Origin of the sequence: Rhodococcus sp. JS3073 (assembly GCF_026810085.1) — a bacterium.
Lineage (GTDB): Bacteria > Actinomycetota > Actinomycetes > Mycobacteriales > Mycobacteriaceae > Rhodococcus_F > Rhodococcus_F wratislaviensis.
This window is the reverse complement of the sequence record NZ_CP113951.1, coordinates 4,045,100-4,070,065: the sequence shown is the minus strand read 5'-3', so window position 1 is coordinate 4,070,065 and position 24,966 is coordinate 4,045,100. Positions and strand designations below refer to the sequence as shown.

Sequence of the window (24,966 nt, the reverse complement as noted above, 5' to 3'; positions counted from 1 at the left end):
TCGACTCCAGTTTCTTCGGAGGTGGATCAGGCGGGTGCGGCGGTGAGGGCGGCGAGCTTGCGGCGTCCGGCCGGGTAGGCGCGTTTGCCGAGGACGAGGGCGATGATCGCGACGATGTAGATCAGGGGCGCGATCTGCAATGCGGTGACGAGGCCGAAGCGGTCGGCCAGCACCCCGACGACGAAGGGTCCCAGTGCCAGTCCGAGGAGATTGTTGGCCAGGGTGAGGGTGCCGAAGGCCGAGGCCCGCACCGACGAGTGGGTGAGGTTCGCGACCATCGCGGCGATGGGGCCGGACGAGCCGGCGGAGAAGAAGGCACCGATACCGATCAGGACCAGTTGGGGCGTGCCGGTCGGCAACTGGAATCCGGCGCCGAGGAAGACGAGGGAGATCACGCCGAAGACCACCGCGGTGGTCCATTTCCGTGCGGGATCGTTGCGGCTCACGCGGTCGGTGATGATGCCGCACACCACCATGCCGCTGCCGACGAGGAGGACGAAGATCGACGCCATCGCACCGGCCTTGTCGAGTGCGAGGCCGTAGGACCGGTTGAAGAAACTCGGCAGCCACGCGAGCAGGACACCGGCAGTGAACATCTGGAGACCACCACCGATGTAGGCGAACACGACGGCGGGGGTGGTGAACAGGCTCGAGATCGGCGCCCGGAATCCGGCGGGGCCGGGTGCGTCGGCCGGGTCGTCGTCGGCCGCATGCTGAGCAAGTTTGCGTTCGGAGACCAGAGCCCGGAACAGGGCGACGAGCATGAGCCCGAAGACGGCCATCGCGGCGAACGACCAGCGCCAGCCGAGGTTGACAGCGATCACGCCGCCGAGGGCGACGCCGATCACGGACCCGAACGATCCGCCGCCCATGAAGGCGCCGCTGAGCGTGGAGTGCACTCGCGGGGCGAACACGCTGAGAACCACCGCGATGCCGACGCTGCCGTAGGCGGCTTCACCCACGCCGACCAGGAAGCGGGCCCCGAGCATCTGCTCGTAGCTGCTCGCCACCGCGCAGAGCAGTGTGGCGATGCTCCAGAGCACGGCCATCAGGACGAGGCTCTTCACGCGACCCCACCGGTCGGCGAGCAGCGACAGCGGGAGGGTCAGCAGTCCGACCATCAGCGCGACGACGCTGCTGAGCGACGCCAGCTGGGAATCTGTCAGCGTCCATTCGGTTTTGAGGAGCGGGAATACGGCGCTGAGGACTTGCCGGGACATGTAGTCCGACAGCAGCAGACCGAAGGTGAGTGCGAAGACGATCCACGGGTAGAACCGGGACCGGGAGGCCGGGGCGGTGTTCCCGGTGGTGGCATTCGGGGTGGTGGTGTTCAGGGCGGTGGTGGCAGGCAGTCCCATGAGGCCTCCTATGGCCGTCAGGAGTGATAAAGGGTGGGGGAGAGAGCCGGCCGTGCTCGTGCGAGCAGCGGTCTTCCCGGCTCTCTCCCCGGTCGTGACCGAGATCCCCCAGGCGCCGGAACTCAGGCGTGGTGGGTGAAGCCCACCTGGCCGGGACGGCGGTTGGGCGCGTAGCCGAGCTTGGCGAGGGTCTCGTCGGCATCGGCATAGGTCTGGCCGATCCGGTAGATGTCGCGGGCCTCCTTGCCGGTGGCCACCTCGCGACCCAGTTCACCCGCGACGCGGACCAACTGCTCGACCTGCTGGACGGAGGTCATCTTCTCGCCCTTGCGTCCCCAGATGGTGTCTTCGTTACCGCACCGGGGGTGCAGGCCCATCGCGATCGCCATCGCGTTGACCGGCAGCACGCTACGCATCAGGGTCTCGAGGGTCAGGCAGGCACCGTCCGGGACTCGCTGGATGAAGTTCATGATGTTGTACGGATTGGGGCCGTCGAAGCCGCCGCCGATGCCGACCCAGGTCAGGTTGAGCGGACCGGTGTAGATCCCGCGCCGGATGAGCCGCTCGACGGTCTCGAGCTGGGGGATGCTCGAGAGCTGGAAGTGCGGCTGAATTCCGGCCGCCTGCAGGCGACGCAGATGCTCCTCGACCCACGCCGGGCCTGCCGGTACCGTCATCTCCCGGTACGCCTCGGCGAGCTCGGGCCGCTCCATCGAGGTGCCGGCGATGTCGTCGGCGGTCATGAGTTCCATGATGTTCATCTGAGAGGTGTTGATCGCGATCGTCACCTGGTCGGGTGCGGGATCGAGGTCGGCCAGCATGTGCCGGGTGTCGTCCGAGAGCCACTTCGCATCCGCCCCTTCGCCTTCGGGTGCGAAGGAGATCGATCCGCCGACCTGCAGGATCATGTCCGGCACCGCCTGGCGCAGTCCGGCGAGCAACTCGTTGAACTTCGAGAGCCGCTTGGAGCCCTTGCCGTCGAGCTCACGGACGTGGATGTGCAGGACGGTGGCGCCGGCCTCGTAGCAGTCGACCGCCTTCTGGACGTGCTCGTCCATCGTCAGCGGCAGGTCTTCGCGGAAGTCGTCCGGCTCCCACTCGGGGCCGTACGGGGCACAGGTGATGACCAGCTTCTCCTGGGTCTCGGGGAAGAGGGCGTCGTCGTGGAAGTGCATGGGTGTTCTCCGTTCGAAATCGGATCTGATGAATTGGGGCAGTGAGAAATTCAGAAGGGCCGGTCGCCGATGATGCCGGCGCGCTCCATCTTGCGGACGGCGGGCCAGTAGTCCTGGACCGCATAGTGCTGGGTGGACCGGTTGTCCCAGATCGCGACGCTGTTCTTCGTCCAACGCCACCGCACCTGGTACTCGGGAATCGCCGCCTGGCTGATCAGGTAGTTGAGCAGGTTGCTGCTGCCGGGTGCGTAGTCGATGCCGTACCGGATGTGCTCGGGGGTGTGGTAGTTGACGAAGTGGGTCGCGAATGCGTTGACGAACAAGATCTTTTCGCCGGTCTCGGGGTGCGTGCGCACCACGGGGTGCTCGGCGTCGGGGAACCTCTCGTGCAGCGCCTGCCGCTGTTCCGGCGGCTGCGCGGCACCGAACGAAGCCTCGATGCTGTGCCGGGCGCGCAGTCCGTCGATCTGCTTCTTCACCGCGTCGGGAAGCTTCGCGTAGGCCAGGGCCATGTTCACCCAGATGGTGTCGCCGCCGATCGGCGGCGTCTCCACGCAGCGGAGCACGCAGCCCATGGGCGGGTTCTCCCGCCAGGTGGCGTCGCAGTGAAAGGCGTTCTCGTAGTGCTCGGCCGGGCTGTCGAGGTCCTTGTAGATTTGCACCAGCCCCGGGTGGTCGGGGTCGCTCCCCACGGCGGGGTGGTCCTCGAGCGGGCCGAACCGCTCGGCCAGCGCCACGTGCTCGGCGCGGGACATGTCCTGGTCGCGGAGGAACAAAACCTTGTACTCGAGCAGCAGTTCCCGCAGTTCGGCGAACAGGGCGTCGTCGCGGGCGGCGTCGCCGAGGTTCACGTCGAACAGTTCGGCGCCGATCGAGCAGGTGAGCGGTGCGAACCGGAAGGACCCGGAAGGGGAGAGGATCGTGTGCGGTTCGGGCGAGTGGGTCAGTTGCGCGGTGTCGGTCATGGTGGTGTCTCCGTCGTGGTGAATGTGGTGGCGCGCTGTCAGAGTCGGAACACGGAGGAGCCGATGCTGCGGCCGGATTCGAGATCGTGGTGCGCCTGGACGGCGTCCTCGAGCCCGTAACTCTGGTTGATCTCGATCCGGATCCGGCCGGCTTCGACGTGTCCGAAGAGTTCACCGGCGAGTTCGGCGCGCTCCGCCGGGTCGGCGATGTAGTCGGCGAGCGCGGGGCGGGTGACGAACAGCGAACCCTTGACCGCCAATTGCATTGCGTTGATCGGCGGAATCGGTCCGGAGGCCGTTCCGAAGCACACCAGCAGACCGCGCCGGGCGAGGCAGTCGAGCGAGGTCTGGAAGGTGGACTCGCCGATGCTGTCGTACACGACCGGAACGCCGGCGCCGTCGGTGATCTCGCGAACCCGCTCGGCGACGTTCTCCCGGGTGTAGACGATCACGTGCTCACACCCGTGGGCGCGGGCGATCGCGGCCTTCTCGTCGGTGGACACGGTGCCGATCACGTTGATGCCCAGCAACTTTGCCCACTGCGTGAAGATCAGGCCGACGCCGCCGGCCGCCGCATGCAGGAGCACGGTGTCGCCCGCCTTCAGCGGGTGGATGCGCCGCAGCAGGTAGGCCGTGGTCAGACCGCGCATCGTCATCGCGGCCGCGGTGTCGAAGCGGATCGCTTCGGGCAACGGGATCAGCGGTGCGGCCGGCATCACGCGTTCGGTGCTGTAGGCGCCGAGGGGGCTGCCTGTATAGGTGACGCGGTCACCGACCTGCACGTGGGTCACGCCGGAACCGACCTCTTCGACGACGCCTGCTGCCTCCACGCCCATGCCCGCGGGCAACTCGGCCGGGTACAGGCCGGTGCGGAAGTAGGTGTCGGCGAAGTTCAATCCGACGGCCTCGTGCCGGATCCGGACACCGTGGGGGCCGGGCTCCCCGACCTCGACGGTCTCCCACTTCATGACCTCGGGGGCGCCGTGCTCGTAGAACCGAACCGCTTGTGCCACAGTACTTCTCCTCTTCGATGTGATGACCGCCGCGCCGGTCCCTTGCTGTGATGCACCTAACAGTAGGGCTGCGATCAGGCGGCTGCTTATCCCTTCGTGACAGGCGGCGTATCATTTCGGGACATGTCGGAGGCGGTATGAAACCCCTTGCGCGGTATGCGTCGTTGAACGGGTACGTAGAGCTGTGCCGGTCGCTCGGACTCGAGCCGGCACCGCTGCTGCGCTCGGCCGGTCTGGACCTCTCCGGGCTCGGCCTGCAGGACCGCTGGATTCCGGCCGCGTCGATCGCGCGGTTGCTCGAGCAGTCGGCCGGCGCATCCGGGTACGAGGACTTCGGGCTGCGCCTTGCCGAGCGCAGGCAGTTCTCCAACCTCGGCCCTCTCAGCCTCGTCGTGCGCGAGGAGCCCGACGTTCGCAGTGCGCTGCGCGTCCTCACCCGTTACGAGCACACGTACAACGAGGCGCTGCGGACACGGATGTCGGAGCGCGGCGGGCTGGTGACTGTGCGCGTCGAACTGGACGTGGGGGAGACGACCGAGACCCGGCAGTCGGTGGAACTGGCGGTCGGGGTGCTGCACCGGCTGCTGCGCGGGTTCCTCGGTGGCGGCTGGAAGCCACTCGACGTCTGCTTCCCTCATCCGCCTCCGGCAGACACGGCGACCCACCGGCGTCTGTTCGGGCCGGTCGTGACTTTCGAGAACGAGTTCGCGGGCATCGTCATCGAGGCCGGCGACCTGGACGCGCCGAACAAGATGTCCGATCCATTACTCCGTCCCTACACCCAGCAACTCCTCGAATCCTGGGAGCCGTCGGACGACGTGACGATCGTGAGCCGGGTCCGCGAGCTGATCGAACTGCTGTTGCCGACCGGACGGTGTTCCGTCGAGCAGGTGGCCCGCAGTCTGGGGGTCGACCGCAGAACGGTGCACCGCCGCCTCGCCGAGAGCGGGGAGACGTTCTCGACGGTCCTGGACGCGACCCGCGCCGAACTCGCCGAACGGATGGTCGCGAACCCCCGGCTGAGTCTCACCGAGATCGCGGACATGCTGGCGTTCTCGGCGCCGAGCAACTTCTCACGCTGGTTCAGCGGCCGGTTCGGGTGCAGCCCGAGCCGCTGGAGAGCTCAGCGGGCGGGCGACACCGGCTGAATCGGCTCGCTCTCGTCCAGATCGAGCCTGCTGATGTAGTGGGCGCCGTCGTCGATCGGATTGTCCGGTGGGAGGTAGCCCTCGCCGACGCGGCGGAATCCGGCCTTCTCGAGTGCGCGCCACGACGCCCGGTTGGGAACGACGACGGGGACGACGATCGCGGTGGCGTCGGGTAGGTCGGCCCGGCACTTGGCCACGAAAGCGCTGATCATCGCGGTTCCCAGCCCCTGGCCGGTGTGCTGCGCGTCGCCGACGTAATAGTCGATCGAGATGCTCCCCGGTGGGATCTCGACGACGGCCGTGAGGAGCGCGAGGTCCTCGGGATAGTCGGCGATCCGGTACCGCTGGATGAATCCGAACGGCAGGCCGCCTCGCAGGACGAGGAAGTCCTCGCAGGGCTCGGTGCCGTCGATGCTGCCGCCGAAATCGCGCTCGATGTCGGCGTCCGCGGTGTCGTGGTTCCAGAACCGCGCGACGTGCGGTTCGCGGAGCCATCGTTGCAGTTGAGGGAAGAATTCACGGGTCGTGCGGACGAACTCGAAGGTGACTGCGTCAGCGCTCACGACAGGGAAACTAGCAGAAGCCCCGTCGATTCAACTTCGGCATCGATAACGAGAATCTTTGACTTGGACATGTATCGAACATGCCTCTAGCGTGATTCCTATGACTCAGGTCACGCCTGGTAGCCGGGCGTGATCGGAGTCCTCCAACGTTCCCCGCACCACCAGCGCCAGCACAGAGAGGAGTCACCGATGACCCTCCCCCTCGCCGTTTCCCCGGCGGTCGACAGCGCGGTCTCCAAGATCTTCCGTCGCGTCGTTCCGCTGTTCATCGTCATGCTCATCTGCAATCAGCTCAACAGATCCAACATCGGTTACGCGCAGACGCATCTCGAGGCGGACGTGGGCATCGGCGCTGCGGCGTACGGCTTCGGTGCGGGTGTTTTCTTCATCGCCTATGCGATCTTCGAACTGCCGTCGAACGTGCTCATGGAGAAGTTCGGCGCCAAGGTGTGGCTCACCCGCATCATGATCTCGTGGGGCCTGGTGTCCGCGGCGATGGCGTTCGTCAACGGCCCGGAGATGTTCTACGCCCTCCGATTCCTCCTCGGTGTCGCGGAGGCCGGCTTCTTCCCGGCCATCATCTTCTACTTCACCCGCTGGCTACCGAACAACCATCGCAGCCGCGCCACGGCACTGTTCATCGCCGGGTCCTCCATCGCGGCTGCCATCTCGGGACCGCTGTCCGGACCGCTGCTGTCCCTCGACGGACTCGGTGGGCACCACGGCTGGCAGTGGATGTTCGCGCTGGAGGGTCTGCTGTCGGTGGTCGTCGGTTGCTTCGCCTACCGTCTGCTCGACTCGAAGATCGACGACGCGAAGTGGCTCACCGGCGTGGAGAAGCACGACCTGCAGGCGGTCATCGCCGAGGAGGACGTGCTGCGCAGTGAGGCGTCCGCGAAGCGCGGCGAGTCGGGTTCGCGCTGGAAGCTGCTCCTGCAGCCGCGGATCCTGGTGTGCTGCGGAATCTTCTTCGCGATCACCATGGCGATCTACGCCAACACGTTCTGGTTGCCGTCGATCATCCGGCGCATCCCGGGCACCAACGACATCACCGTCGGGCTGCTCTCCTCGTTGCCGTGGATCTGCGCGATCTTCGCGATGTACTTCTCCAACCGCTCCGCCGACCGCACCGGACGGCACAAGCCCTACCTCGTCGCCGCGCTGCTCATCGGCGGTATCGGCACGATGGCCGCCGCGTTCGTCACACCCTGGCTCGCGCTCCCGCTTCTGTGCGTCGCGACGATGGGATTCAAGAGCGCGAGCCCGCTCTTCTGGTCGATTCCGCAGCGCACGCTCCACCCGATGGTGCTGGCGCCGGCGATCGCGATCATCAACTCGCTGGGCAACCTGGGTGGCTTCGTGGCCCCGTTCGGCTTCGGGGTGATCAAGGAGCAGACCGGCACGGTGACGATGGGCCTGGTCGTGCTGTCGCTCTTCGCCCTGGCCGCGGCCGCGGCGGTGACGTACTTCCGGCGAGACAAGGAAGACATCGACGACGTCGCGGACCTGGCAGAGGTGGGCTCCGACGAGACCGCCGTGGCAGCCAAGTGACCTCTCACCGGCACAGACGAAACGCAGACGAGAACTCGAGGACTGAATCATGACAGCAACGGTAAACCGGACCGCCGTGACCGGACAGATGATCATCGCAGGGAAGCCCGTCCAGGGTTCCGGCACGACGATCCACGGCATCGACCCCACCACCGACGGACGGCTGGAACCGGGCTTCGCGCACGGTGACGAACGGGACGTCGACGCCGCCTGCGCCGCCGCCGCCGAGGCGTTCGCGCCGTTCGGCGCCACGAGCAGCGAGAAGCGCGCCCAGTTCCTCGAGGCGATCGCCGACAACATCGAGGCCCTCGGCGAGACGCTCATCACACGGGCGTGCGCCGAATCCGGACTTCCCCAGGGCCGCATCACCGGTGAGGTGGGCCGCACGTCCGGACAGCTGCGGCTGTTCGCCGGCGTCCTGCGGGACGGCGGCTGGAACGGTGCCCGCATCGATCCCGCGATGCCCGACCGGACGCCGCTTCCCCGTGCCGACATCCGCCAGCGGAAGGTGCCGCTCGGACCCGTCGCGGTGTTCGGCGCGAGCAACTTCCCCCTCGCCTTCTCCGTGGCCGGCGGCGACACCGCGTCCGCGCTGGCCGCGGGCTGCCCGGTCGTCGTGAAGGCCCACGACGCGCACCCCGGCACCTCCGAACTCGTCGGCCGTGCCATCGCCGACGCCGTCGCGAGCACCGGCATGCCTGCGGGCACGTTCTCCCTGCTGTTCGGCTCGGGCCGCGGGCTCGGCACCGCACTCGTCACCGACCCGCGCATCAAGGCCGTCGGATTCACCGGATCCCGTTCCGGTGGAACCGCTCTGGTCGCCGCGGCCGCCGGGCGTCCGGAACCCATCCCGGTGTACGCCGAGATGAGTTCGATCAACCCGGTGTTCGTGCTCGAGAACGCACTCGCCACCCGCGGCGCCGACCTCGGCCGCGCGTTCGTCGGGTCCCTGACGCTCGGATCCGGCCAGTTCTGCACCAACCCCGGACTCGTCATCGCCGTCGACGGTCCCGGCCTCGCCGAGTTCGTTGCGGCCGCGAATGCCGCGGTCGCCGAGGCGGTGCCGACGCCGATGCTCACCCCGGTCATCGCCGGCTCCTACGCCGACGGGGTTGCCGCACTCGAGGGCGCGGCCACCGTGGAGGCCCGCGGCGTCGAGTCCGACGCCCCCAATTCGTGCCGTGCCGCCCTGTTCAGCAGCGACGCCGACACGTTCCTGGGATCGGAGGTGTTGCAGCAGGAGGTGTTCGGCTCGTCCAGCCTGATCGTCAAGTGCCGCGACGCCGAGCAGGTGCGTGCCGTGGCGGCGCGGCTGGAAGGCCAGTTGACCGCGACGGTCCATGTCGACGACGCCGATCTCGACGAGGCCGGACGACTGCTGCCCGTCCTCGAGCTCAAGGCCGGCCGGATCCTGTTCAACGGCTGGCCCACCGGGGTCGAGGTCGGCCACGCGATGGTGCACGGCGGCCCGCACCCCGCGACCTCCGACTCGCGCACCACGTCCGTGGGCTCGCTGGCGATCGAACGGTTCCTGCGTCCCGTTGCCTACCAGGATGTTCCGAGTTCGCTGCTCCCCGCCGCCATCGCCGACGGCAACCCCGACCAGTTGTGGCGTCGCATCGACGGCCGACTCACTCAAGCCTGATTTTCCCTTCGTGAAGGAGTTCCCCATGCTCGACGGCGTCCTGTTCTTCCCCGTCACACCGTTCACCGCATCCGGCGACGTCGACTACGACCGGCTCGCCGAGCACGTCGCCAAGGGTGTCGACGCCGGCCCCGGAGGCGTCTTCATCGCCTGCGGCACTGGCGAATTCCACGCCCTCGGGCTGGAGGAGTTCGGCAAGATCGTCGCCAAGGCGACCGAGGTCGTCGCCGGACGTGTCCCCGTGTTCGCCGGGGCGGGCGGCTCGGTGCAGCAGGCCAAGGAGTTCGCCGCCAGCGCGAAGGCCAACGGCGCCGACGGCATCCTGCTGCTCCCGCCGTACCTGGTGACGATGCCGCAGGCCGGACTGGTGGAGTACACCCGCGCGGTCGCCGACACCACCGACCTCCCGCTCGTCGTGTACAACCGCGGCAACGCCCGGTTCGACGAGGCGGCCGCCGTGGAGGTGGCGCAGTTCCCGACCGTCGTCGGGTTCAAGGACGGCACCGGTGATCTCGACAAGGTGGGCCGCATCGTCCGTGCGGTGAAGGACGCGCTCGCCCCGTCCGGCAAGCCGTTCCTGTTCTTCAACGGCATGCCCACCGCCGAGGTCACCCAGCAGGCGTACCGCGCGATCGGTGTCACGCTGTACTCGTCCGCGACGTTCGCGTTCGCGCCCGAACTCGCTCTCGGGTTCTACGACGCGCTCGAATCCGGCAACGAGGAACTCACCGCCGCGCTGCTCCGCGACTTCTTCCACCCCCTGGTGCGCCTGCGTGACCAGGTGCCCGGATACGCGGTGTCGCTGATCAAGTCGGGGGTCGCGATGGAAGGCATCGACGCCGGGTCGGTGCGGCCGCCGCTCGTCCCGACGAGCGAGGCCCACGTGCGGGAGCTCGCGCAGATCACCGCAGCCGGCCGCGCCGTTCTCGCCGACGCCCTCGCCGTGCAGGCGGCGGTCTGATGGCTGCCGCACCCATCCGGATCACCGGCGCACGGATCACGCCCGTCGCGTTCGTCGACCCGCCGCTCCTCAACACCGTCGGTGTGCACCAGCCCTACGCGCTGCGCGCGATCATCCAGCTCGACACGGACGGTGGCCTCGTCGGACTCGGTGAAACCTACGCCGACACCGCCCACCTCATCCGGCTCGAAGCGGCCGCCGACGCGATCGTCGGGCTGGACGTGTTCGCGCTCAACGCGATCCGCGCGGCGATCGACGAGAAGATCGCCACCCTGACCGTCACGGGCGGTGACGGTGTCGCGGGCATGATCACCACGGCCAGCACCACCGACCGCGTGTTCTCCCCGTTCGAGGTGGCGTGCCTCGACGTGCAGGGCAAGGCCCTCGGCCGGCCGGTGTCCGATCTGCTCGGCGGCAAGGTGCGCGACGCCGTTCCGTTCAGCGCCTACCTGTTCTACAAGTGGGCCGGGCACCCCGGCGCCGAGCAGGACGAGTGGGGCGAGGCGATCGACCCCGACGGTCTGGTCCGTCAGGCGCAGAAGATGATCGGCGAGTACGGCTTCGAGGCCATCAAGGTCAAGGGTGGCGTGTTCTCACCCGACGAGGAGATCGCCGGCATCAAGGCGCTGCGTGCCGCGTTCCCCGACCTGCCGCTGCGCCTCGACCCCAACGCCGCATGGACCGTCGACACGTCGATCAGGGTCGCGTCGGAACTCGACGGCATCGTCGAATACCTCGAGGACCCGACGCCGGGCCTCGACGGCATGGCCGAGGTCGCGCGGGAGGCGAAGATGCCGCTCGCCACGAACATGTGCGTCGTCGCGTTCGATCAGCTCCAGCCCGCCGTGCTGAAGGATTCCGTCCAGGTCGTGCTGTCGGATCACCACTACTGGGGTGGCCTGCAGCGGTCACGGTTGCTCGCCGGCATCTGCGACACCTTCGGCCTGGGGCTGTCGATGCACTCCAACTCGCACCTGGGCATCAGCCTGGCCGCGATGGTGCACCTCGCCGGCGCCACCCCGAACCTCACGTACGCGTGTGACACGCACTGGCCGTGGAAGACCGAGGACGTCGTCGAGCCGGGTGTGCTGAAGTTCGTCGACGGCGCGGTCCCGGTGCCGACGACGCCGGGACTCGGTGTCGAGATCGACGAGGACGCCCTCGCCGCCCTGCACCAGCAGTACCTCGACTGCGGGGTGCGCGACCGCGACGACACCGGATACATGAAGTCGGTGGACCCGACGTTCGAGAACACCTGCCCTCGCTGGTAGCTGTCTCACGGAAGGCGCCGACCGCGGTCTCGGTCGGCGCCTTCCGGGTGGGCTAGATTGAGTCTTCGGGCTCGGGCCCACCTCGAGGCAAAGGAGTGGATCGGATGTTCTCCCTCGCGCGGCTGTCGTGTTTCATCGCCGTCGCGGAGGAACTGCATTTCGGTCGCGCCGCGGAGCGCCTGCACATGACGCAGCCACCGCTGAGCCGTCAGATCCAGCAGCTCGAAAGCGAACTCGGTGTGCAGTTGATCGACCGCACCAGCCGATCCGTCACCCTCACCGCAGCCGGTGCGGCGTTCCTCCCCGATGCCCGGCGCATCCTGAGTCTGTCGGAGAGTGCCGCCCTGACTGTGCGGCGCGTACCCGCCGGCGACCTCGGCACCGTCGTCGTCGGGTTCACCGGAGCATCCGCGCACGCGGTGCTGCCGAGGTTGCTCGAGGCCGCACGCGACAGGCTGCCGGACGTGAAAATCGTTCTGCGGGAGATGGTCACCTCCGTGCAGATCGAATCGCTGATCAGCGGTGAACTGGACCTCGGGCTGATTCGTCCCATCCTCACCCGTCCCGGAATCGACACCCGCCCTATCCACCACGAGCGGCTCGTCGCCGCGCTGCCCGCCGGTCACCCCCTCGCCGACGCCGAGCAGTTGGCGGTGGAGGATTTCGACGATCAGCCCGTCGTCATGTACTCGCCCGTCGATGCGCGGTACTTCCACGAACTGCTCATCAGCACGTTCACGATCGTCGGTGCCTCCCCGCGCTACGTCCAGTACGTCACGCAGGTGCACACCATGCTGGTGCTCGTCCGTTCCGGGCTGGGCATGGCCCTCGTCCCCGAATCCGCGCAGACGATGCACCCGGAAGGGGTCGTGTTCCGCCCCGTCTCCGCGATCCGCGACCGGCCCGTCCAGATGAACGCCGCCTGGCGCTCGGACAGTCGGAACCCCGCGCTGCGCAGGCTCATGGAGGACGTTCTCCCGCAGCGGGAGTGGGAGTGAGTGCTTACAGGGTGAGCTTGCACGTCTGACCGATGTCGAGCACCCGCAGCACCCGGCCCGTCCCCAGCCACAACGCGCACGACAGCGCCAGGTCGGTCAGGATCTCGTCGGAGAAATGTTCGTGACACCGCGCCCAGAAGTCCTCGTCGTCGCGGAGTGCCGTGTGATCGGTGGCGAACCGGTGCGCGAATTCCGCCGCGGTCCGCTCCTCGGCGCTGTACCCCGGCCACGACTCCCACTCGAGAACGTGATCGTAGAAGTGCTCGTCGATCCCCGCATCGGCGCCGCTCCTGTCGCGGGTGCCGAGGCACACGGCGCACTCATTGGCCTCCGCGACCGCCATCCGCGCGATCTCCCGGACCCGTAACGGTAATCGGTTCCGGTTGTACACGGCGTCCGTGAAAGCCCCGAGCGCACCACCCAGCTCGGGCGAGATCGACAGCCAACCTGCCACGTCATCGTCACTGTAGCTACCTACTCGACTCATCCCCGAATGCTACAGCGGCAGGTATCGCGGGCGGAAGATCTGACACGTGTTCTATGTTGGTGATCTCATGCTGGTGGGACGCGATGTGCCGCGGCGAGACGGCGAGGGGCAGTGCAATCCGCTGTCGCGGACGCTCGAATGCGACCGTGCCTAGTCCGGACACATCGCCGCGAGTTTGAGGGCGCACAACTCGTCGAGCCGGCGTCGGACGCTGTCGTTCACGCCGTGGTGACGTGTCAGGAGACGTTGCAGTTGCCGGTAGAACACGGTCGGGAAGACGCCGAACTCGGGCAGAATGTGTTCGTCCCCGCCTCCGAAAGGCGCCCACTTGACCGCGAAGTCGAGCATGGCCAGTTCGTCTTCGGTCACGTCGCCTCCGTTCTTTCCAGTCCTGATGTACGGGTGTGCAGGACCCCGCCCCGGTGCCCGGCGCTACAGGTCGAGGACCAGTCGTGGTCCGATGGCGCGGGAGACGCAGATCATCATCGACGTGCCTGCCTCCCGTTCGTCGTCGCCGAGCAGAAGGTCGCGGTGGTCGGGCACCCCGTCGAGCACCTTCGTCTCGCAGGTGCCGCACAGCCCCTCTCCGCAGGAGGTGGGGACGACGACGCCGACGTCGGCCAGCGCGTCAACGATCGACTGGCCCGGCGCCACGGAGCAGACCACGCCACTGCGTTCGGCGACGACGGTGAACGCGGCCGTCGGCCCGTCGGTGATTGCGCCGGAGAACCGCTCCAGGTGCAGTGACCCCGGGGGCCACGGCTTGCACAACTGCTGCACGGCGTCGAGCAGGCCGGTGGGGCCGCAGCAGTAGACCTCGGTGTCCGGCAGAGGTGTGCCCAGCAGCGCGGGTAGGTCGAGGCGCCCGAGTTCGTCCTCCGGGACCAGCTGGACCCGGTCTCCGTAGCGCTGTAGCTCGCCGGCGAAGGCCATCGAGTCGCGGTTCCGCCCGCCGTAGACGAGCTTCCACTCGCGTCCTTCCCGCTCGGCTTGTCCGATCATCGCGAGAATTGGCGTGATTCCGATTCCGCCGGCGATGAACAGGGCTCGGTGCCGGGCAGCGAATGTGAAGTTGTTGCGCGGGCCCCGAACGGCGACCTCGTCGCCGACGCGAAGTCGGGTGTGCACGTGCTCGGAGCCACCGCGGCTCTGCGGCGCTCGCAGCACCGCGATCTCGTAGGCCGCATCGTCCCGTGGGTCACCGCACAGCGAGTACTGGCGCACCAACCCGTTCGGCAGCAGCACGTCGATGTGCGCTCCGGGCTCCCAACCGGGCAGCGGTGTGCGATTGCGACGCTCCAAGCGCACCTGCCGCACACCCGCTGCCAGTGAGACGACGGCGGTGACCTCGAGAGAAAACTCGGAGTCACTGGTCATCGCGGCCGCCGAAGGAGATGGCTTGTGCGATGTCCCAGCGCCCGGTGAGGTAGGCGGAGGCGAGCTGGGCCTGGAAGGCGCGGACGCCGTCCTCGCGCGCGTCGAAGGGCCCGGGCCGGTAACCGTTGCTCAGCAGGCCCTGGTACACGGACTCGCAGGCCGCGAAGTCCTGGCGGTTGGTGATGTCCCAGAACCCCGCGGCGTACGAGGGGTCGAAACCCGGACGCTCGGCCACGTGGCGGGGGAACAGCCAGGAGCACTCCACGAATGTCTCACCGGGCGAGAGCGGCACCAGACGGTGGGTCATCACGTAGTCCGGCTGCAGGGTGAGCAGCAGATTGGGTGCGAGCATGAAGTAGATCGTGCGTCGGGCCTGCTCGTCGCTGATCCCGGCGATGCGCTCCCCGCCGCTGCGGCCGTCGAGGCTCATGGTTTCCGCATTCTCGCGCAGCTCCAACGGTCCGCCCAGCCACATGCCGGTGTGCCGCAGGCCCATCGCCGTCTCCGGCGGGCTGACCCGGCAGAGCTCCGGGTGGATCGAGGGGCAGTGGTAGCACTCGAGGTAGTTCTCGATCACCAATTTCCAATTGGTCTGGAGCGTGTAGCTGTGAGACTCGCCGACGACCATGTCCGTGGGATCCCAGGGGGCGACGACCTCGGTCAGATTGCCGACCCACTCACCGAAGTCGGGGGCATCGTCGGAGGCGTTGACGAAAATCCAGCCGAACCACTCGACTGCGCGCAACCCGACAAGCGGCCATTCCTCCTTGGCGAAGTTCTCCGTACCGGTGAACTGAGTCGCGGAGCGGAGGTCACCGTCGAGTTCGTAGACCCACGAGTGGTAGGGGCAGTGCACCACCCTCTTGTTGGTGCACGAGTCCACCGGCAACAGCTCGTGCCCCCGGTGCCGGCACGCGTTGTAGAAGGCGTGGATGGCGCCGGCGGCATCGCGGGTCAGCAGGATCCCCTGGGTTCCGACCCGGACGGCGCGCTGGTCGCCGGGGGTGCCGACGTCGCTGCTGCGTCCCACGCAGACCCAAGCGGCCTCCAGCAGGTGCTTACGCTCCCAGTCGAGGACATCGGGGGACAGATACGCTTCGGCCGGAAGCGTCCGTGCGTCGGAAAGTTGTTCCCGGAGCACGTGGTCCAGCGCAGCAGCAGCGAGGGGTGCGGGCGGGAGGGTGGTGGTCATGTCGTCTCCATCGTCGGGAGTGCCGGATCAAGTGACAATGAACTTAATCACTATTTCAGCCCGCCAACATATGCGTGTGCACAGTTTGACTAACGCTGCCTGTGCGTGACCACAGTCAATGGGTGCTGGATACGTACCGTCTGAGGAGATCGTCGGAGGCCGGCGTCTGGATTCCGAACGCCACCCCGTACGGGTCGGCGAGGATGGCGAAGGGACCCATTTCCGATTCGGTGGCCGGTACCCGGACCCGCGCGCCGAGGTCGCTCAGGCGGGCGACCTCCGCTTCCAGGTCCAGGACTCGCAGGAAGGGGATCCAGTGCGGCGCAACGGCAGACGGCAGGACGTCGAGCATGTCCACTACGCCGGCGCCTGGACGGTCTGCGAACACCAGGAGGCGGTAGTTGCCCGGGCCGGGCGCCGGCTCGTCGATCACCTGGCAGGACAGGGCCTGGGCGTAATAGGTCGCGGCTTCTTCGGCGAGCGGTGTGTACAGATCGACGAAGGCCACGTCCCCCAGTTGCTGACTCGACGGTCGGGGCCCGGTCGGGTCGGTCAGGGCGAACAGTGCCCCGTCGGGTGCGGAGTACACGGGCTGGTGCCGGCCGTCGACGGGCACGGTGCCGGCCGGGCGGGCGCCGAGGTCGAGTGCCCGGCGGCCGGCGCCGGCCGGGTCGGTGGTGCTGAAGCAGGGCACCCAGCATCCGGACGGTGGCGCGGGAACGTCGTCGGCCGGTACGAACGAGATGCGTTGTCCGGGGCTGTCTCCCGCCGGTTCGTGGTTCATGGCGAGGGTGTAGAAGGCGCGACTGGCCGGTGTGTCACCGCCCACGAAGAGGACGGTGTCGAGGGCGATCTGGGCGTTTCCGGTCATTCTGGGCCCCGCCCGTCGAGTAGTGACGACAGGTCGGCGGCGGAGCCGAGTTCCCAGCCGGTCGTGGCGAGCCAGAAGTGTGTGCGGCTGCTCGGCGAATCGATATCGCGGCCGGTGAGCTCCTCGATCAGTTTCAGCCGGTTGCGTAAGGTGTTGCGGTGCACGAACAGTGCCGTCGCAGTCGCGGCCGGTGCGCAGTCCTCGGCCAGGTAGCGGCGGAGCGTGGTCACGAGCGAGGTGCCGTTCTTCCGGTCGTATTCGAGGAGTGGCGCCAGTGCCTCGGCCGCTAGATCGCCCAGTGGCATCCCGGCCTCGATACTGGCGATCAGCAGCGCCGTGGCGAGGTCCTGGATCCGGTGCACGTGCACACCGTGGCCCTCGGCCAGGGCGTTGCGCGCCTCGAAATAGCCCAGCCGAAGACCGCGGACCCCGACGCGCGCCTTGCTCACCCCCACGCGGGCGTCCGGTCCCAGGCTGGTGAGGTGCTCATGGCACAGTTTGGCCACGAACAGTCCAGCCCCTTCCGGGACGACCAGGACGACGCGGTCGTGCACGATGGCACGCAGGTGCGGGTCGTGCTGCTGGCTCAGCAGGGTGTGCAAGTTCCACGGGTAGGAGCGGAGCCGTCGAGGCGGACAAGCCACGGACCCGACGACTACCTCGTGTGCCCTGCCGGCGTCCAAGCCGTGCTCGCCGAGCCGTCGCGCGGCCTCCTGTTCACTGGACTGACCGGCGATCACGTCCTCCAGTACCTGGCCGAGCAGCTCCCGTCGCCCGCTCAAGACGGCGTGCCGGCGGGACAGCTCGATGCCGGCCAGCGTCGCGGCGAACGCGAGCAGCGCCGGTGGGATGTCCTGTCCCCGTGCGCACAGCACCGCGACCGGCTCGCCTTCCAGTTCCACCGGCCGGAGCATGCAGCCGGCCACCAGCTCCCCGGACTGGGGAGAGGCGGCAACCAGTTCCTCCGCCGACCACTCCGACCGCGCCGGCACGCTGACCAACACTCCGCCGCGGAGATCGATCACGGCCACCGGTGCGGCCGAGAGCCCGTGAAGCGCGGTCACCAGCGCATACAGCGGCCGCTCGGCGGTCAGCGCGTCGGCCAGGACCCGATGGTCGGCGAGGTCAGGGTCGGCCGACGTCATAGCGTGCATCCTACGCACGGGCGACGTGGGCCACGCCAGTCGATGTCGGCGCGGAATCGGTGGACGATTCCTCCACGAACCGCGGAGCCGAACGCGGAAAAGTGCGGGCTACTCGACGTCGACACGATCGCCGCTGCGGTTGAATTCAGAGTGCCGCCGATACCACCAGAGGCGTTGTCCGCGAAGAATGCGGGCAAGCGCGGCCTCCGCCGGGCACGGGCATGTCGACTTCTCGCTCGTTCAACGCGGCTCCATTTCCGAGTTGGCGAGACCCGCGTCGAGGACGGCCTCGCGCAGGAATCGCAGGACCTTCCGAGTGATTTCCCAGCGCAGCTGCGCGGCAGGCAGGACCGTCCAGTAGTGCCCTGTGTACGTGACCTCCTCGGGGAGGACCCGGACCAGGGACGGGCGCCTCTGTGCGATGTAGGAGGGCATGACGGCAATCCCCACCCCGGCCAGGGCGGCTTCCTCGTGTACCAGGAGGTTGTTGGACTGTAATCGGATGATGTTGGGCAGCATCGGCCTGAGAGCCACAAAGTCGGGCACGGCTGCGAGGGGGTCCTCTGCGTACCAGCACAGGACGTGCTGTTGCAGGTCCTCGATCCGTCTGATCTCGGCGTGTTCGAGCAAGTAGTCCTCGGTAGCGTAGAGCCCGATCTCGTAGGTGACGAGTTCCTGAATCCTGACCCGGGAAGACGTGGGTTTGGTGCGGACCACCGCCGCGTCGTAGGACACTCCGTCACGGCTCGCGAGGGAATCCGCGGTCACGATACGCAGGACGACCCCGCTCTCGGCGATCAGGCGACCGCAGCGCGGCGCCAGGACTGTCGCCGCGAATCCGTCCGGGGCGAGAATGGTCCATTCCTCCGGGCCCGAGACGATCGGGTCGCCGTCCGCGAACACATCGACACCGAGGGAGACCATGCGTGCTGCCGGCAGGAGACCTTCGCCCGTGGGTGTCAGCTTCCATCCAGTCCCACTTCGGCTGAAGAGTCGAGTGCCGAGCGCTTTCTCCAGTCGACTTATCCGGCGGCTGACGGTTGTGTAGTCGACCCCCAGTTCCTGGCCGGCGCGGACCAGAGTCTTGGCTTCGGCCACGACGTGGAAGTACTTCACGTCTTCCGCATCCACTCTCAACCGGTCCCTCATTCTGCTCTCACTTCGATGCGTCCCCGACTGTCGGCGCAACCTGCCGGTCATCGTCCTCGCAGGGTCCTCACAGAGGTTCCTTCTCGAGTTCACTCGGCGTCGTCGAGTCACGGTTCGTCGAGTGGGTGGGAGAGGAATGCATCTGCCGCATCTCGTTCTCGAGGGCGAGGGCGTCGGCGCCCTGGGGCATCGCCGGAGCGGGAAGTCGCCACAGCATGGGAAGTTTGTCCTGGACCACGCGCCGATACGCATACAGCACGACCGAGAACAGCAGGACGGCCACCGCGACCAGAGACTCCCGGGCGCCGCCGTAGCCCAGCAGTTCGGGATTCAGGACACCGATCGCGGTGATGAAGACGTTGAACGCCACCAGGACTGCCACGACGGGAATCCACGCGCGGTGTCGTCTGATCGGCCGCGGCCAGTTCGGTCGGTCCCTGCGCAGCAATATGAAAGCCGACAGTCCCAGGATGATCGACAGAAGGTAGCCGAGGTTGCTCGCCAGCAAGATGCTCACCGGGTGGCCCACCAGGACCATGACGGTCGCGTTGAGGAGCACGTCCAGGGTCAGGGACCGGCCAGGCACACCCCACCGGTTGACCCAGTCGAGTTGCTTGATGGTCATGCCTTCCTGCGCAAGCCCGAACAGCGCGCGGCCCCCGTCGGCGGTCGTGGAGATGATAGAGATCAGCAGGGCCGACGCGATCACGATCGTTCCGATCCAGGCCGCGCCGCCGAACGCCTGCTCGAATGCCACGGCGACATAGTTCACCGGGTTGTCTCGGACCACGCCTTCTCCGAGACCACCCGCGAGGGCGGTCGGGACGACGACGAACAGCACGATCATGAACAGCGAAATGCGCGACATGGCCTTGGACGTGTCGCGGGCGGTGTCCTTGTATTCGGGTGCGAACGAAGCAACGATCTCGCCCGCGTAGATCGTCCACGCGGTCACGTAGAACACGACAGCGACTGTTCGCCAGTCGCCGGCGACCGACCAGGACAAGTTGGCCGTCGACCAATGGATCGAGGGGCTGACCAGGCACGCCACCGTTATGACGGCTAGACCTGCGACAACCAGCAGTCCGAGCACCTTGTTGACCGTGGCGCCGAACTTCAAGCCGAAGTAGTTGAAGGCCCAGGCGAACAGCATGGCACCGAGAGCGAAGAGGTGCTCGAGCCCGAGGTGGTTGCCGAAGATGCCGAAGGCGAGGGTGTTGTCCTGGAACCAGGTCGCCTCGATCAATTCTCCGAAGACGACCGAGGCCATGGAGATGGACAGTGACCAACCGAGCCAGTAGCCGAACGCGGCGATGGCTCCGAGTGGGGCGAAGTACTTCTTCCAGCCCTCGATGGCATAGCGTGCGACTCCTCCGGAGTCGCGGGGGAACATCGCCGCCATCTCCGCGAAGACCTGGCATTGCAGGAAGCTGATCACCGCTCCGATGAACCAGACGGTAATTGCGGTCCAGGCGCCGACGACGCCGAGAAGGTAGCCGAATGTCACGAACAACCCAACTGGCAGGGTCAGCGCCATGGCCATGCCATCGCGCCAGGTGAGCTTCTTGGCGAGTCTTCGATGGTCCATGCTGTCTTCGGTCATGTCTCGTCCTTCGTTTTATTGTCCCCCGGTTGATAGGTCGATGCGATCGTCTGGATCGGACCATCTGGTGACCTGTATGGGCAGCAGGGCCGGGACGGCAGGCCGCCGCCGGCGTCCCGGCCCTTTCATGCCCAGGCCTTCACCCCTGACTTCGCGTCCATCCGAGTCGCGCGAAAGTGGTACAGACCGTGACCGGGGTCAGCTGGGATTCCCAGAGATCCGCGCGTGAACCTCTCGATCAGCCCGGATTCCGGATTCGATTGCGCCATCGATGAACCCGTTCCATCCATTGGCGAGATCCGAACCGGCAAAGAAGACCCTGCCCTCGGGCTTCTGTAGCTCCGCGAGCAACCTCGTTGTCTGGCCCGGTCTGAACATGCACCACGTGCCGCGCGAGAACTCGTCACTTGCCCAGTCATGTCCGGTGGTGGCGACGACTTCCAGATCCCCGAACAACTTTTGGAGTTCCGCACCGACTTGGTCGATGTCGCCGGCGTTCAAATCAGCTCCCTCGGGGCCGAATGCGATGAGCAACTGACCGTCATCGAGGACCTTGTCTGTCACGACATAGTTGATCAAGTGGTTCTCCGGAGCAACAGCGAAGAACGGCTTGGGCAAGTCCCCTCGAACGTGCACCCACGCTTTCGAACCACGGCCGGGCTGGCCCTCGGAAATCCCCGCTTGTTTCGCGGCGGACAGTGGGGGACTGAAGTCAATGGCACCGAAGGTATTCAATGGTGCCGCGACGACCACATACCGAGCCTGCAGGGTATCCCCTTGTCGAGTGGTCACGACCACGCCGTCATCCGATTGTTCCACTGCGGCAACCGGAGTGCTCAGCCGAATTTCGGCTGAGGAGTCGTCCGCTATGGCCTGGATCAGAGATCGTGTTCCGTTCTTGAGTTTGTAGCGCCCGACCGTATCGAATACTGCATTGATATCGAAGCCGCTGAGCGCATACCAGCGCAGCGCGGCAACGAGGCCGACGTCTCCGCACGGCGCGGAGCCCATGGCTGTCCACAAGCCGTTGGCCAGATCTTTCTCTTCGGGGGTCAGGTCGAGTCCGTCGATCCGATCCTGGATCGACAACTTGTCGATCACCTCTAACGCATCCTTGTGGAAGAAGGGCTCGAAAGGTCGCTCGAGAACCTCCCGAGCGTCCTGAACGACCATCTCCATGAGGGACTCGATGGCCGACGAGGCCTCCTCGTAGGGAACGCTCTTCCGCCGGCCGCCAGTGACCGTGGCCGCGATCTCGGGCGCGGACACCCCAATGGTTTCGACGAGCTCGAGGTTGTAGCGGGAGATCTCCGCGAACGCATGTGGCTGGAACCAATGGACCCACGTGCCCCCCAACTCCAGGGAGTGTCCCGGCAGGGCGTCGTCCTTGTACCAGGTTCTGCCGCCGATACGATCCCTGCCTTCCAGCACCACCACGTCGTACCCCCGGCGGCTGAGTTCCCGAGAGGCGGTAATGCCGGCGAAGCCGGCTCCAATGATCACAACATCACACGACTGATTGTTTCCCATGTCCTCATCCACTGATAGAAAGAATGTGTTTATCGGTGACAAACCGATGTGGTCGCCTTCGGAACGAAGTCAAGTCCCGGGATCGGGGACTACTGTCCTCCGGTTGTCTCGCTCGGCCCTCGAATATGCGCTCCCTCTTTTGCTCCCTCTTTTCACGAAAGCTTCAGTCCCCGTTCTTGACGATGTGAATGACGCTGGTGTCGGTGAACTCCAGGAGCCCTTCCATGCCGAACTCGACGCCGAGACCCGATTGCTTGCGTCCGCCGAAGGGAACGTCGGGCAGAACGGCGCAATGCGTATTCACCCAGACGGTTCCGCTCTCGAGGCGCTGCGCGACAGTAGTGGCGCGCTCCACGTCGGTGCCCCACACCGAATTGCCCAGACCGTATTCGGTCCCATTGACCCGCTCGATGACCTCGTCGAGGTCGTCGTACTTCAAGATGGCCCGGACCGGCGCGAACGTCTCCTCGGAGACGAGCGGACTGGCGTGGTCGATGTCGCGGACGACGGTGAGCTGCACGAAGTAGCCGGGGGTGTCGAACACGTGGCCGCCGGCGATGATCTTCCCGTCACGCGCTGCGATGTCGAGCGCCGTCTTGGCAGCCTCCAACTGCTTGGGGTTCTGCACCGGACCGTATTCGGTGTCCGGGTCGAGCCCGTGTCCGACCTTGGCGTCGGTGGCAAGCCTGGCGAACTCCTCGCAGAACTCGTCGTATTGCGAAGCGTGCACGAAGATCCGCTTGATGTTGATGCAGACCTGGCCGGAGTTCCAGAAGGCCCATTCGAAGATGCCTTTGGCGACCTTCGGTACGTCTGCGTCGTCGAGCACGACAGCTCCGTCGTTTCCGCCCAACTCCAGGACGACGCGCTTGAGGGTCTCTGCGCTGCTGGCCATCACCTTGCGGCCCGCAGCGGTCGAACCGGTGAAGGAGATCTTGTCGACCTCCTTGTGGGCGGTCAGGTAGGGGCCCAGATCGCCGCCGTCGCCCACCACGTTGACCACTCCGGCCGGAACCAGGTCCTGGAGCATCTCACCGATCAACATCGCGTTGAGCGGCGTGGTCGGTGCTGGTTTGATCACTATCGTGTTGCCCGCAAGCAATGCCGGCGCCACCTTGTAGATGGTCTGGAAAAAGGGGAAGTTCCACGGGATGATCCCGAGCACCACGCCAATGGGCTTGCGGTGGATCTCGATCCGCGAGTCCTCGTCGTCACGCACCACCTCGGGGTCGAGGCGCAGGTCGGCGATGTGACGCATCCAGATGAGGGCCGAGTCGACGTCACCGTCGGCCGAGGCGGCCGGCTTGCCTGTTTCCAAGGTGATGACCCGCGAGATCTCCTCCCGCCGCGCCTCGATGCGCTGCGCGAGCTGGTGCAGGATTCGTGACCGCTCGTCCACGGTGGTGTTCTGCCACTCTCCGAAGGCGCGGGTCGCGGCCCGGTATGCCTCGTCGGCCTGCTTCTCATCCGCGACCGGTGCCGTCGCAATGGCCTCACCGGTTGCCGGGTCGAGGACCGGCTGACTCGATGCCCCCTCGACGAGCTGCCCATCGATCAGCTGCTTGAAGGTCTGATCTGCCAGGTCGACCATGGCGACCGGGGTGTCCAGCTGGAGGGGTGCGGGCGGTGGGGCGGTGGTCATGTCGTCGTCTCCATCGTGGGGGAGGGATCTGCCATTCAGGGGCATCGTCGGCCGCACCTGCATCGTCGGATGCGGAGTGCGCAGCACCGGCGGACCGTCGATAGGTGAAGGTGATCTGCTCGGCTGGATCAAGTGACAATGAACTTAATCACTAATTCGACCCGACAACATATGCTCGTGCACAGTTCGGAACGAACATTCTGTGCGCACCCACACTCGGGTGGCGCGAGATGCGTGCCGCGCGAAGTGGCGGACCCGGAACCCATCTCTGACCTGCGATGGCTGCACGAATGCATATCGCCGTGCAGGACTGTCCCTTGTTCGGCAACCGCGCTCGTTCCTACCTTTCTTCCAACCGCAGCAGAAAGGGAACATCATGGTCCAGAGCGACTCAGTCTCGTCAGTGCGTGGTCTGATTCCAGCCCACCTCACTCCGATGTCGAGGGGCGGAGCGATTCACTGGGATGCACTCACCACTCACCTCCGGTGGCTGGCGGCAATACCGGGAGTCGAGTGGATCACCACCACTGCCCACGCCTCGGAGGTCGCGACCCTGACCACCGAGGAACGGCAGCGGATGATCGAGCATGCCGTCTCCGTGGTTCCGGAATCCATTGGTGTGGTTGCCGGCGTCTACGACGACGGCAGCGCCCGGGCCGCTGCCGAGGCGCGACGTTCGGTCGAGTCCGGAGCGAAGGCGCTCTTGGTGTTCCCCTCGGGAGTCTTCGCCGGAGGGTCGCAGCGGCGCTCGGAATCCCAACGCTCCCACTATGAAGCGGTCGCTGAAGCCGTGGACGTGCCCCTGATCATCTTCAAGTATCCGGTTGGCAACCCTCTCACGTTGCCGCTCGAGACCACGCTGGAAATTTGTCAGACCATCCCGACCGTGGCGGCCATCAAGGAGTGGTCCTACGACATCGTCGAGTACGAGGACACGTGGCGGGCGATCAAGGCCGACGCTCCCCATGTTTCGGTCCTGAGCAGCTTCAGCCGCGCCCTCTTTGCATCCCTTCTGGTGGGCAGCGACGGTGTGCTGAGTGGTCACGGCAGTATCGTCGCGGATCTGCAGAGTGAACTCCTTGCCGCAATGCAAGAGGGAGACCTGACCGGTGCGCGGAAGGCCTGGGATCGCATCTACCCCCTCGCCGTTGCCTGCTACGCCGATCCCTTCTTCGATCAGCACAATCGGATGAAGGCGGCCCTGGGCATCCTGGGTCGAATCCCGCGCGACGCCACGTATGTGCGGCGCCCCTTGGTGGAGGTCGACGACGCCGAGCTCGCCACACTCGAGGCTGCCTGCGTCAGCGCTGGGCTCGTGTAAC

Annotated in this window: 22 protein-coding genes; 7 read left to right on the top strand and 15 right to left on the bottom strand. The window is 66.7% G+C overall.

The genetic code is table 11. The annotated features are described in order from the left end of the window. Positions 1-26 precede the first annotated feature (26 nt). The 4 genes from OYT95_RS18485 to OYT95_RS18470 all read right to left on the bottom strand — a co-directional run bounded on the left by OYT95_RS18485 (position 27) and on the right by OYT95_RS18470 (position 4,511). A complete protein-coding gene (locus tag OYT95_RS18485; protein WP_037238143.1) occupies positions 27-1,358 on the bottom strand; it encodes an MFS transporter in 1,332 nt (443 codons plus the stop codon). Between the two features lie 122 nt (positions 1,359-1,480). Continuing rightward, positions 1,481-2,533: a 3-keto-5-aminohexanoate cleavage protein gene (locus OYT95_RS18480; RefSeq protein ID WP_009476856.1), complete on the bottom strand. Its 1,053-nt coding sequence runs from the start codon at positions 2,531-2,533 to the stop codon at positions 1,481-1,483. Positions 2,534-2,583: 50 nt separating this feature from the next. Then, positions 2,584-3,498 (bottom strand): TauD/TfdA dioxygenase family protein, encoded by a 915-nt coding sequence (locus tag OYT95_RS18475; RefSeq protein WP_037238144.1) that lies wholly within the window; start codon positions 3,496-3,498, stop codon positions 2,584-2,586. A gap of 38 nt (positions 3,499-3,536) precedes the next feature. After that, positions 3,537-4,511, bottom strand: coding sequence for a quinone oxidoreductase family protein (locus tag OYT95_RS18470; protein ID WP_037238146.1), 975 nt, complete (start codon positions 4,509-4,511; stop codon positions 3,537-3,539). A 137-nt stretch (positions 4,512-4,648) separates the two neighbouring features. Here OYT95_RS18470 and OYT95_RS18465 point away from each other — a divergent pair, with 137 nt between their 5' ends. Beyond that, positions 4,649-5,659 (top strand): AraC family transcriptional regulator, encoded by a 1,011-nt coding sequence (locus OYT95_RS18465; RefSeq protein WP_268792159.1) that lies wholly within the window; start codon positions 4,649-4,651, stop codon positions 5,657-5,659. On the opposite strand, the gene OYT95_RS18460 is transcribed toward OYT95_RS18465, so the two are convergent. After that, entirely contained in the window at positions 5,635-6,222 is a 588-nt protein-coding gene (locus tag OYT95_RS18460) for a GNAT family N-acetyltransferase (protein ID WP_268792158.1), read from the bottom strand. The two genes, OYT95_RS18465 and OYT95_RS18460, sit on opposite strands and share 25 nt — an antisense overlap. Positions 6,223-6,411: 189 nt before the next feature. On the opposite strand from OYT95_RS18460, the gene OYT95_RS18455 reads away from it, so the two are divergent. The 5 genes from OYT95_RS18455 (at position 6,412) to OYT95_RS18435 (ending at position 12,648) form a co-directional block, all read left to right on the top strand. Further along, the gene (locus OYT95_RS18455; protein WP_268792157.1) at positions 6,412-7,773 is read left to right on the top strand and encodes an MFS transporter; all 1,362 of its coding nucleotides are present in this window, start codon (positions 6,412-6,414) and stop codon (positions 7,771-7,773) included. 49 nt (positions 7,774-7,822) lie between these two features. Further along, entirely contained in the window at positions 7,823-9,418 is a 1,596-nt protein-coding gene (locus tag OYT95_RS18450; protein ID WP_268792156.1) for an aldehyde dehydrogenase (NADP(+)), read from the top strand. Positions 9,419-9,443: 25 nt separating this feature from the next. Next, positions 9,444-10,379: a 5-dehydro-4-deoxyglucarate dehydratase gene (locus tag OYT95_RS18445; RefSeq protein ID WP_268792155.1), complete on the top strand. Its 936-nt coding sequence runs from the start codon at positions 9,444-9,446 to the stop codon at positions 10,377-10,379. After that, positions 10,379-11,650, top strand: coding sequence for a glucarate dehydratase family protein (locus OYT95_RS18440; RefSeq protein WP_268792154.1), 1,272 nt, complete (start codon positions 10,379-10,381; stop codon positions 11,648-11,650). Before OYT95_RS18445 ends, OYT95_RS18440 begins: the two co-directional genes overlap by 1 nt. Positions 11,651-11,754: 104 nt before the next feature. Continuing rightward, positions 11,755-12,648: a LysR substrate-binding domain-containing protein gene (locus tag OYT95_RS18435; RefSeq protein ID WP_012690836.1), complete on the top strand. Its 894-nt coding sequence runs from the start codon at positions 11,755-11,757 to the stop codon at positions 12,646-12,648. Positions 12,649-12,652: 4 nt separating this feature from the next. Here the strand turns inward: OYT95_RS18435 and OYT95_RS18430 are convergent, their stop codons facing one another. From OYT95_RS18430 to OYT95_RS18385, 10 genes are all read right to left on the bottom strand, one after another. Next, a complete protein-coding gene (locus OYT95_RS18430; RefSeq protein WP_005567250.1) occupies positions 12,653-13,135 on the bottom strand; it encodes a carboxymuconolactone decarboxylase family protein in 483 nt (160 codons plus the stop codon). 150 nt (positions 13,136-13,285) lie between these two features. Further along, positions 13,286-13,504, bottom strand: a complete 219-nt coding sequence (locus tag OYT95_RS18425; RefSeq protein ID WP_268792153.1) for a hypothetical protein — start codon at positions 13,502-13,504, stop codon at positions 13,286-13,288. A gap of 63 nt (positions 13,505-13,567) precedes the next feature. Then, the gene (locus tag OYT95_RS18420; RefSeq protein ID WP_128640461.1) at positions 13,568-14,512 is read right to left on the bottom strand and encodes a PDR/VanB family oxidoreductase; all 945 of its coding nucleotides are present in this window, start codon (positions 14,510-14,512) and stop codon (positions 13,568-13,570) included. Continuing rightward, positions 14,502-15,704: an aromatic ring-hydroxylating oxygenase subunit alpha gene (locus tag OYT95_RS18415; protein WP_052033496.1), complete on the bottom strand. Its 1,203-nt coding sequence runs from the start codon at positions 15,702-15,704 to the stop codon at positions 14,502-14,504. The genes OYT95_RS18420 and OYT95_RS18415 overlap by 11 nt, the downstream gene beginning before the upstream one ends. A gap of 115 nt (positions 15,705-15,819) precedes the next feature. Beyond that, a complete protein-coding gene (locus OYT95_RS18410; RefSeq protein WP_112301414.1) occupies positions 15,820-16,575 on the bottom strand; it encodes a VOC family protein in 756 nt (251 codons plus the stop codon). Next, positions 16,572-17,720, bottom strand: a complete 1,149-nt coding sequence (locus OYT95_RS18405; RefSeq protein WP_052033497.1) for a PucR family transcriptional regulator — start codon at positions 17,718-17,720, stop codon at positions 16,572-16,574. Before OYT95_RS18405 ends, OYT95_RS18410 begins: the two co-directional genes overlap by 4 nt. Before the next feature lie 240 nt (positions 17,721-17,960). Continuing rightward, positions 17,961-18,851 (bottom strand): LysR family transcriptional regulator, encoded by an 891-nt coding sequence (locus tag OYT95_RS18400; RefSeq protein WP_037238169.1) that lies wholly within the window; start codon positions 18,849-18,851, stop codon positions 17,961-17,963. A gap of 85 nt (positions 18,852-18,936) precedes the next feature. Beyond that, positions 18,937-20,472 carry an APC family permease gene (locus OYT95_RS18395; protein ID WP_268792152.1) on the bottom strand — a complete coding sequence of 512 codons (1,536 nt, stop codon included), beginning with the start codon at positions 20,470-20,472 and terminating at the stop codon, positions 18,937-18,939. 198 nt (positions 20,473-20,670) lie between these two features. Further along, positions 20,671-22,002, bottom strand: a complete 1,332-nt coding sequence (locus tag OYT95_RS18390) for a flavin monoamine oxidase family protein (RefSeq protein WP_268792151.1) — start codon at positions 22,000-22,002, stop codon at positions 20,671-20,673. A 163-nt stretch (positions 22,003-22,165) separates the two neighbouring features. After that, complete coding sequence (locus OYT95_RS18385; RefSeq protein ID WP_128640456.1) at positions 22,166-23,644, bottom strand: aldehyde dehydrogenase family protein; 1,479 nt, start codon at positions 23,642-23,644, stop codon at positions 22,166-22,168. A gap of 436 nt (positions 23,645-24,080) precedes the next feature. On the opposite strand from OYT95_RS18385, the gene OYT95_RS18380 reads away from it, so the two are divergent. Next, a complete protein-coding gene (locus OYT95_RS18380) occupies positions 24,081-24,965 on the top strand; it encodes a dihydrodipicolinate synthase family protein (RefSeq protein ID WP_052033500.1) in 885 nt (294 codons plus the stop codon). Position 24,966: the final 1 nt, after the last annotated feature.

Coding starts and splice junctions, on each gene's coding strand:
- OYT95_RS18440 (WP_268792154.1), top strand. CDS start 10,379: ATGGCTGCCGCACCCATCCGGATCACCGGCGCACGGATCACGCCCGTC.
- OYT95_RS18435 (WP_012690836.1), top strand. CDS start 11,755: ATGTTCTCCCTCGCGCGGCTGTCGTGTTTCATCGCCGTCGCGGAGGAA.
- OYT95_RS18405 (WP_052033497.1), bottom strand. CDS start 17,720: ATGACGTCGGCCGACCCTGACCTCGCCGACCATCGGGTCCTGGCCGAC.
- OYT95_RS18480 (WP_009476856.1), bottom strand. CDS start 2,533: ATGCACTTCCACGACGACGCCCTCTTCCCCGAGACCCAGGAGAAGCTG.
- OYT95_RS18445 (WP_268792155.1), top strand. CDS start 9,444: ATGCTCGACGGCGTCCTGTTCTTCCCCGTCACACCGTTCACCGCATCC.
- OYT95_RS18450 (WP_268792156.1), top strand. CDS start 7,823: ATGACAGCAACGGTAAACCGGACCGCCGTGACCGGACAGATGATCATC.
- OYT95_RS18385 (WP_128640456.1), bottom strand. CDS start 23,644: ATGACCACCGCCCCACCGCCCGCACCCCTCCAGCTGGACACCCCGGTC.
- OYT95_RS18465 (WP_268792159.1), top strand. CDS start 4,649: ATGAAACCCCTTGCGCGGTATGCGTCGTTGAACGGGTACGTAGAGCTG.
- OYT95_RS18420 (WP_128640461.1), bottom strand. CDS start 14,512: ATGACCAGTGACTCCGAGTTTTCTCTCGAGGTCACCGCCGTCGTCTCA.
- OYT95_RS18410 (WP_112301414.1), bottom strand. CDS start 16,575: ATGACCGGAAACGCCCAGATCGCCCTCGACACCGTCCTCTTCGTGGGC.
- OYT95_RS18485 (WP_037238143.1), bottom strand. CDS start 1,358: ATGGGACTGCCTGCCACCACCGCCCTGAACACCACCACCCCGAATGCC.
- OYT95_RS18475 (WP_037238144.1), bottom strand. CDS start 3,498: ATGACCGACACCGCGCAACTGACCCACTCGCCCGAACCGCACACGATC.
- OYT95_RS18415 (WP_052033496.1), bottom strand. CDS start 15,704: ATGACCACCACCCTCCCGCCCGCACCCCTCGCTGCTGCTGCGCTGGAC.
- OYT95_RS18395 (WP_268792152.1), bottom strand. CDS start 20,472: ATGACCGAAGACAGCATGGACCATCGAAGACTCGCCAAGAAGCTCACC.
- OYT95_RS18390 (WP_268792151.1), bottom strand. CDS start 22,002: ATGGGAAACAATCAGTCGTGTGATGTTGTGATCATTGGAGCCGGCTTC.
- OYT95_RS18380 (WP_052033500.1), top strand. CDS start 24,081: ATGTCGAGGGGCGGAGCGATTCACTGGGATGCACTCACCACTCACCTC.
- OYT95_RS18455 (WP_268792157.1), top strand. CDS start 6,412: ATGACCCTCCCCCTCGCCGTTTCCCCGGCGGTCGACAGCGCGGTCTCC.
- OYT95_RS18430 (WP_005567250.1), bottom strand. CDS start 13,135: ATGAGTCGAGTAGGTAGCTACAGTGACGATGACGTGGCAGGTTGGCTG.